Raw genomic sequence first — 8,702 nt, forward strand, 5'->3', positions numbered from 1 at the left:
GTTTGGTGATGATGGCAGAGAGGTCACACCCGTTCCCATACCGAACACGGAAGTTAAGCTCTCTAGCGCCGATGGTAGTTGGGACCTTGTCCCTGTGAGAGTAGGACGTCGCCAAGCAACTTTAAGACGAGTCAGTATGACTCGTCTTTTTTGTATGCTTTCATGCCTCGATTAATTGCCTTTTTAACTCCTTCTAAATAAGCGAACCCATATTTTTTATCGGGTTCTAAGTAAGTACCTTCCGCCCACTCATTCCACGCATTAATAAATAAAAACTCGCTATTATAGAGGGAGTATGCACGATGAATTTGCTTACTTAAATATATCGTGAACTTCTCAGGGGTAGAACCTGTGAAAATACTACTGTTTAAATCTTTGCGGCGAGCTGTATTATCCCAATCAACAAAAGCTCCAGGGAATGTTTTTTTCTTTGAGGGAGATCGTTTTAATATATACATCCATACTTTATCGTAGTCCCAAGCATTTAATTGCATACCAGACTCATATATTGTTTTATTTATGTCTGAAGAGCTATCATGGGCAATTGTATAAAAAGGTTCAAATTGAATGCTAGCGCTGAATCCATTTATATGTGGAATTGGAAAGCTGTTTAGTGTTTCTGCAAAAAATATACCTTTCAAACCATTTTCTTGTGCTAGTGTATTCCAATAATTAAGCATCTTTTCGCAATGAGGAATATGTCCTGGGCGATAAATAATGAATAGAGGCTTACCATCTATACGAATATATCTTTTATCTTGGAACGCTTGTAATAAATATTCAAAGTGCTCTTTCCAATCTGATACATCTCCATAATCTTGAGGCATTAATATATGTTTATCAAGACCATCCCAAGTTTTTGTCCATGGTTCATTTGCCCAAGAAAGGCAAAATGGAAAATCTGGTTCGCCAGTCTTAAGTACCTCATTAAAAGGTGTTTCTAATAGCCTTTTACCTTTAAACCAGTAGTGATAATAACAAAAACCATATATGCCGTATGCTTTAGCAATTTTTGCTTGCCATTTTCTTACGGATGGGGTGGTTAAGTCATAATAAAAATCTTGATAAGGTTCCCTAGGTTGATAATGTCCTGAAAATAAAGGTTGTGCATTTTTAGTATTTGTCCATTCAGTAAAGCCTTTACCCCACCATCGATCATTTTCTTTTATTTGATGGAATTGTGGTAAGTAAAAAGCGATTATTTTCAAGTTATATCCCCCTTATGTTCTTCGGAGTTCAAGTGGTGGGAAGTTACTTTTGATTTTGTGGAGTAAGTTTAAAATAAGAGATTTGCTATTTGTTTACTGTTCTTTTTATACTACGTATTGGATTTTGTTTTACAGTTTGCTTAATATGAGAGCCTAAGATGCTTTGATATATATGGCTGAAATAAAAAGTGTCGTTCATCATGAAATTTAGTGTATTATGATGAACGAAAGGAGTTACTCTTTCTGGAGAACAAATAAAGCCTGTGGTAGTCGGTTTACATCATCAAAAAAATCCCGCAGCTTTAGATACTTCTCATAATGTTTTTTAATATAAGTCATAGGTATAACAGTTTCTCCGTAAAAGCTACTATTTCTAACATCTCCTGCACCAGTAGGACTGTGGACAAAATTGCCGCTCTCATAATCTGAGATGGCGCGATGTATATTTGGAAAAGCTTGAGATAAAGTTTTATGCCATCCTGTTTGAATTAATTCAGGATGTTCTTTAAATTGCTGACAAAAATCGAGAAAATAACGTGCCTGTGTTGTTGCGATAAAAATTCCGCCTGGACGAAGTATTCTTGAAAATTCTTTTATCCAATTTTCGGCAGTGGCTTCAGATAAATGTGAGAATACAGAATAAGCGAATATGATGTCTAATGAATTGTCGTGAATAAATTCTACAGGAGGTTGTGGACTTGCTGTTTTATATATACCCCTTCCTAATGTTTCATTACAAAGAGTGATCATTGCAGGATCCACATCAATGCCGAGCAGATTTTGATCAGAGACATCTTTAAATAAGAAACGTATAATTCTTCCCCATCCGCAACCAAAGTCTAACACTTTACTTTCTTTATTCAAGGGAACACTTAAATTTTGGGCGTATGTTTTTATATGGCTATAAAACAAATATGCTTCATATAGGGCGTGTTCATAGGAAGCACCTACAAATTGTTTTTGAATTTCTTCGGGGGGGAACGTAGGTACGCGGACGCCATTTATAGTTGTTTGTGAGCAACTTTGTATAAATAGATTTAGAAGTTCAACATCAGATAATGGACTAACAAGGTTATCAAAATCACTTCCTAACTTAAAGTTATTCATTTGTTAAACCTCCGAATTACATAATGATAAAAATGATTTACGAGCTTTTTGTACTAATAAAAACATGCAAAAATTCAGCATCTAATCCTAGGGATCTATCCTTTTGTAAATAAACAATAGTATACATATTTGCATGTGTATAAATATATTCAATCATATCTTGCCCCCAATCAAATGTTACTAAAGATCCATTCTCATCGATAGGGTTTCCATGATAAATGGGCTCTTCAATATACTCAATCACTTCTTTATTCACTCTCGCTCTTTGCAAAGTCTTTGTGAGTGTATGATACCAAGGGACAGTAAATACATGAGCACCACCAGGCTTTAATACGCGTTCTATTTCTTTAAAGGCCTTGTTTGGTGTCATAACATGTTCAAAAACATCTTGAGTAATGAATAAATCAAAAGATTCATTTTGGAAGGTCATGTCTTCTAAGTTCTCACATCTAATTCCTTGAAAGTATTGGCCTAGAGGATAGTTTTTAAAGTATTGAGAATATGTATAGTTTTTGCAGTTTTTTATTAGTAGCTGAGTTGTAATCCCCCCAGGAGAGGATTCGTGGATATTATAGGAACCCCATTTTGGAAAAAATGTATTTAAAACATGGATTAAAGCTCGTTGCCTCGGTATAGAGTGGCATGTAGAACATAAGTAATGATCTCTAAGCCAATCATTATGCTCTATAAATGTAGTTTCCTTCTCACAAATAACGCAGTATCCATTATTGTGTTTCAAATTACCTTCCACATGACATCACTCCTGTGTTAAATGCATATGACACACACGTCAACAATCAGCGAAATCAAAGAGAGTGGGTGAAAATTAAGGAACCCATAAAAGCAAGATTGGTAGAATGGAATAATTAGCGGGGGAGGACCCCACGCTAATTAAAGTTTCACTTTATGCTATGCGATACATTCGCTTTTATTCATTGAAGAATGTATAGACTTAAAATATCCCTTTTGTGTACGGATACATTTCAAAGTCCTGTGCATATATTTCTGTAACTAAATCCATGGTTTCTTTATCATAAAAGCTTTCATATGTTGGAAAGCGGGGGAAGGATGCATCTGTAATGCTAAGTTCTGCATAGCTTCCCGTATAAAGCATCTTATGAGCGCGATGATGATCTGAATTTGTAAGAAGCGCTAAATTGGATTTAGTCAAATCGTACGTGTGTTCTATCTTGGTGATTTGTGTATTAAAATCTTCTAAAGGAATATAGCATTGGATGAAGTTTTCTTCACCTGGGACGTATTGCTGACTAAAATGTATATCTATTGCTAGGGAATTGGAACCGAATGCTTGAACGTAATATAAAAATTGTTTAAATGATATTCCTTGGTTACTATATTTGTCATTATAAAAATAATGCCGGATACTTTCCCATTGAGGGCTAGCATATGGATTGTCAGCAAGCAATAAAAAAGAGCTGACCGCCCTTGTATAGGGGTTTCGCACAAGTTTATAAACATCTTTTTTTGCTTCTAGAAGACCATTTTGTAACTCGGGTATGTAATTTATATTGTTTTTATAAACCCAGAACTCATAGTAATGAATAAAGGCATTGTATTTCTTTGCTTCAGGAAATAATCCAATTTGAAAAAAGAACCAATTAGCTAATGTGGTACATCCGCTTCTATGGCTCCAGAATAGTATAAGTGGAAAGTCTTTATGGAAATGTGGAATTCGATCTTTATGTAGCATTACATGATTTAAAAGCTCTTGATTTACATTCTTCATAAATTTATTACTCCTTTTTGAAAGTTTTATTCACGGAGAGGATTCTTTAAATAGAATAAACGAGTGAGAATATGGGAAAGGAAGTTTTTATTAATCCAATATATTCATGGGAATGAGTAAATATTATGAGTGTTTTTTGCGGGCATCTTGGATAAGATAGCGATCCTAAAATGAAAATATAAAATAAAGATAATGAAAATTTATAAGGAGCATACAATTATAAGAGGATGAATAATAGAAGTGACCAAGTTCATTTATTTGTATTTCTAGGTGTGTCGAGTAAAAATTTTATTACTAGAGAGGATATTATGAGGAAGAATAATTATTTAATAGTAGGTGGAAATAGTTTCATTGGTATTAACCTCGCAATAGGTTTATTAAAACAGGGTCAAAATGTAAAAGTATTTTCCAGACATATAAATAATTTTCCTCAAAATATTATAAGTGAAGTTGAATTTATTATAGGTGATTTAGAAAATGTTGAAGATATATATAAAGCTTTAGTGAATGTGGATATCATTATTTATTTAGCTGCAACGTCTAATGTAGCAACTTCAATTGAAGATGTTTTTGGAGATATTAATAGTAGCTTTTTTTTTCTTAATTTCATGGAAAGTGTTAAAGATTTTCAGATTGAAAAAATTGTATTAGCGTCTTCTGGAGGCACGGTTTATGGTGAACCTGAATATTTACCTATTGATGAGAAACATCCATTAAAACCCCTTTCTCCATATGGAATAACAAAAGTGTCGCTTGAGAATTATTTGTATTTTTATAAGAGGAAATATGGAATAGACTATGTTGTATGTAGATATTCTAATCCATATGGAAAATATCAAAATCCTTTAAAGAAAGTTGGGGCAATAAATTGTTTTTTGTATCAGCATCTCAGTAATGAAAGGATTAATATATACGGGAATCCACAAGAGATTATTCGAGATTATATTTATATCGATGATTTAGTTGAAATCACTATACAACTATCACAATTAAATCGCTTGAAATCTTCTGTGTATAACATAGGCAGCGGCAAAGGTCTCTCTTTAAAACGAATTATAGTAGAATTGGAGAAATTAACGGAAAGAAAAGTGGATTTTATCTGCTATAAACAAAAACAAGAAAATGTTCAAAAAATCATTTTAAATATAGATAAGGTAAGACAAGAATGTAATTGGGAACCGAAAATAGATTTCAAAAGTGGAATTAGATTAAATAAGCTATGGATTGAGGAGTTCTTATATAGTGAAAAATAATAAACCATGCCCTACTTATATACAAGTAGGGCATGGTTTATTATTTTATTTCTTTTCTTTTTGTATTACCCAAAGGTCTTGATGTTCCCACCAAAAACCTTCATTGAATTTTTTGATAACAGGGTTATAGGGTAATAATTTAATTTTGTCACATACGTAAGAGGGACTAACTATCGTTTGTCCGTATTGATTAACATCTAAATCAAATTGTTCACTAGAGGGGAGAAACCAATACCCCTGTTTATTTAAATTTGGAAAGCCGAAGTACTTTTTACTTTGATATCCGTGAGTTGTAAAAATGAATAAGCCGCCGGGTGAAACAGCGTTATACAATGTTTGAAGCCAACGAAACCAAGTTGTATCAGGCATATGAGAAAAAAAGGATAGACAAAAAACAATATCATACGTAGAAGAGACCAGTTTTACTTGTTCGGGTTCAGGATGAGATAATATAGAAGAAGTATTTAATGTACTTTCAATAAAAGTAATAGCTTCTTCGTGTATATCACATGTAGTTAGACGTAAGTCTGTGTGTATATTTATTAAATGCCGTGTTACGCAGCCATATCCAGATGCAAATTCTAATAATTTAATTGGAGTTTCTATAGGAGTGTAAAAGGAAGTAATTAAGTCTAAGAGTATTTCTGCTGAGTTTTTTCCATCTTTAAAATAATAATCTATCGCTTCTTTTTTAGACGGGAAGACGGGATTAGTGACAAGGAATTGAAAAATGTGATCCTCAGGATGGACGTTTGCATTTACATTGTAGGTGTTTGCGATTTGAGAAATTAAATCTTTATTTTCTTCTATAAAGTCTTTCAAAGAGTATGCCCCCTAAATCATAGTAGTATCTTACAAGAGTGACTGATGGTGAGGGAAGTGTATAGTTAAATATTCAAATATTCTTTAAGATACTTTCTATATGTGTACATTTTCATTTTAGAAATGTCGTCGATAGTAAAGGTTTCTTTAATGAAATTCTGCATTTGCACAACTTCACTGTAATGAGAATATAAATCTTCTGTTTTCGTCACACTATTTGTATGTCGTCTATGATAGTTTAGGGGTTTTGGATTGAAGTAAATATTCCCCTCTTTAAGAATAGAAACATAGAAAAACCAATCACCAGCGACTTTAAACTTTTCTAATTGTTTTTCTGTTTTTTGTATATCTATGTTTTTAAAAACTACACTTGAGACATTAGGTATGGTGTTTTTGATAAGTAAAGTATCTTGTATTTCATCTATGCCTTTTCGAAAATAAGAGTTTTCCCATTTTTCGTTATCAATGTCATTTGTGTAATCTAAATAATGATTGGCCAGGATATTTCCTTGTTCATCTATTTGTTTTGATTGTGTGTAGCTTAAGGTAACATCACCATTTATATGAAACCCTTGTATTACTTCTTCTAAAAATGTCTGATCACATAAGTCATCGGCCTCTGCAATCCAAATATAATCACCGGTTGCTGCAGAGATGCCTTTTATCCATTGTTTAAATACAGAACCAGAGTTTTTATCATTAATAATCTGCTGGACTTTTAGGTGTGTCTTATTTTCATTTGAGAGCAGTTTTTCAAATGTTGATACGCTATCGTCGTTGGAGGCATCGTCTAGGAAAATTAATTCGTAAAGGGGATAGGTTTGGCTAAATATGGATTTGACTCGGTCAGGTAAGTATTTTTCATAATTATAGTTCGGTACAATTACGCTTATTTTTTTATAATTATGCTCAATCAGGTTTAATAATTGATAAATGTAATGAAGGAAGTTGAAATCTTTTTCAATAAGTTCTTGGCCGAAGTTACCTTTTTGTAATCGTAAATCTTCATCTCCAATAAATTCATATATTCTTTCCAGCATCTTCGGTAAATTTAAAAAGTCTACTAAGGCGCCAGTTTGTTCTGTAACAACATCTTCAAAACCTCCAGCGTTTTTAAACCCTATAACAGGGACTTTTGTATCTAATGCTTCTAAAACAACGTTGGGAAAAGGATCTTCTCTCGAAGTTAATAAATATAAATCAGCCCCGGCGTTATATAAACCGATATCTGGAGTAGGCTCCACTAATGTGAAATGTGCTGTATATCTAGGGGAGAGCGTATTTAAAAAGTGAACATCTGTTCTCCCGACCCAGATAAAATGAATATTCGTATGAACCTTTCTTACTGAGTAAGCAATAAGTGAGAATAAATCTATCCCTTTTCGATGATCAGCGAAACCTACCCCCAAAATGATTTTGCTGTCTAGAGGCAGGTTGTGTTTTTTGCGTAATTCATTTCTAGCTTCTGCGATATTGTGCTTATAAGGATTATGGTTAAATACACCTTGAGGGATAATATGGCATTTTTGATGATCTAATTGGGTGATTGTACGGAATTTTTCATATACGTACTGTGAAGGGAAGATGATTTTGTAAGCAAACTCAGCGATGTTTCTAGCTTTTCCCTCGGCAGAGTACTGTTGTATTAAATGCGGTAATTCATGTATTAATGAAATAACTTTTATATTGTGTTTAGCTAGTAATGCCACTATATCACCACTTATGACGGTACTACATATGGCGATGGTATAGTCTTGTGATAATAACTCCCTTATTAATAATTCGACCTTTTCTTCCGTTGGGTAGTCTTCCTCTAGGCAATAAACAGGACCATACTTTTGAAAGTCGTGGATTAAAATGCCCGTTCCAATAGAAATGATTGCGACGGAGTAATGAAAGTTTTCTTTAAGAGCTTTAATAGTATGTAAAGAAAGCAGCTGTGCTCCATGGAAATGGGCATCATGGGATACATAAATGATCTTCTTATTAACATGCATTTCATAACGCCTCCTAAGTTAATTAGATTTTTAGTAAATGTGAGGTTTATTTATAATTCCTAGAGAGAAGTGGGAGGAGATAATTGTGAATATAGCTGGAATGTACTCGAAGTAAAAAATGCTACCTTTAATATATATTTGTTTGGCTTGATATTCATTCTTTAGAAAGGTATTAGTAGTAAGTAAATAAATGAGTATAAACTGTAGATTATTAAAGTGACTACACAAGTTTAATAATCTCTAGGGATGGGCTAGAAATTCGGAAGTTTCAATGCCTTTTATGATTTATAAAATAAAAAAAAGGTGTTGACGATTAGAGTATAGAGGTGTAATATAGAACAAGTCGCCGATGCAATAACGCAGAACGCGGCAAACGAAATAAAAAACTTAGTTGACATTAACTAACGAAGATGTTAACATAAGGAAGTCGCAAATGAGCGGCAAAGAAGTTCTTTGAAAACTGAACGAAACAAACAACGTGAACGTCAATTTTTATTTTTTGATGCTAGACAAACTAACTTTATTGGAGAGTTTGATCCTGGCTCAGGATGAACGCTGGCGGCGTGCC

The 8,702-nt window shown here is 33.4% G+C and carries 7 protein-coding genes and 1 rRNA gene; 2 read left to right on the top strand and 6 right to left on the bottom strand.

The window, feature by feature from the left end; all coding sequences use genetic code 11:
* Position 1: 1 nt before the first annotated feature.
* Positions 2 to 117, top strand: a 5S ribosomal RNA gene (rrf, locus tag Q3V31_RS30390).
* 14 nt (positions 118 to 131) lie between these two features.
* Here the strand turns inward: rrf and Q3V31_RS30395 are convergent.
* The 4 genes from Q3V31_RS30395 to Q3V31_RS30410 all read right to left on the bottom strand — a co-directional run bounded on the left by Q3V31_RS30395 (position 132) and on the right by Q3V31_RS30410 (position 4,062).
* Positions 132 to 1,208, bottom strand: a complete 1,077-nt coding sequence (locus Q3V31_RS30395) for a glycosyltransferase WbsX family protein (RefSeq protein WP_329767687.1) — start codon at positions 1,206 to 1,208, stop codon at positions 132 to 134.
* Between the two features lie 234 nt (positions 1,209 to 1,442).
* Positions 1,443 to 2,315: a class I SAM-dependent methyltransferase gene (locus Q3V31_RS30400; RefSeq protein WP_329767688.1), complete on the bottom strand. Its 873-nt coding sequence runs from the start codon at positions 2,313 to 2,315 to the stop codon at positions 1,443 to 1,445.
* Positions 2,316 to 2,352: 37 nt separating this feature from the next.
* A complete protein-coding gene (locus Q3V31_RS30405) occupies positions 2,353 to 3,066 on the bottom strand; it encodes a class I SAM-dependent methyltransferase (protein WP_016128233.1) in 714 nt (237 codons plus the stop codon).
* A gap of 201 nt (positions 3,067 to 3,267) precedes the next feature.
* Positions 3,268 to 4,062, bottom strand: a complete 795-nt coding sequence (locus Q3V31_RS30410; protein WP_097872616.1) for a sulfotransferase family 2 domain-containing protein — start codon at positions 4,060 to 4,062, stop codon at positions 3,268 to 3,270.
* 308 nt (positions 4,063 to 4,370) lie between these two features.
* On the opposite strand from Q3V31_RS30410, the gene Q3V31_RS30415 reads away from it, so the two are divergent.
* Entirely contained in the window at positions 4,371 to 5,315 is a 945-nt protein-coding gene (locus Q3V31_RS30415; RefSeq protein ID WP_090814592.1) for an NAD-dependent epimerase/dehydratase family protein, read from the top strand.
* 45 nt (positions 5,316 to 5,360) lie between these two features.
* On the opposite strand, the gene Q3V31_RS30420 is transcribed toward Q3V31_RS30415, so the two are convergent.
* Both Q3V31_RS30420 and Q3V31_RS30425 read right to left on the bottom strand, forming a co-directional pair.
* Complete coding sequence (locus Q3V31_RS30420) at positions 5,361 to 6,137, bottom strand: class I SAM-dependent methyltransferase (protein ID WP_090814589.1); 777 nt, start codon at positions 6,135 to 6,137, stop codon at positions 5,361 to 5,363.
* A gap of 65 nt (positions 6,138 to 6,202) precedes the next feature.
* Positions 6,203 to 8,134 (bottom strand): glycosyltransferase, encoded by a 1,932-nt coding sequence (locus Q3V31_RS30425; RefSeq protein ID WP_090814588.1) that lies wholly within the window; start codon positions 8,132 to 8,134, stop codon positions 6,203 to 6,205.
* Positions 8,135 to 8,702: the final 568 nt, after the last annotated feature.

The sequence above is a fragment of the Bacillus nitratireducens genome (genome assembly GCF_036320425.1).
Classification (GTDB): Bacteria; Bacillota; Bacilli; order Bacillales; family Bacillaceae_G; genus Bacillus_A; species Bacillus_A nitratireducens.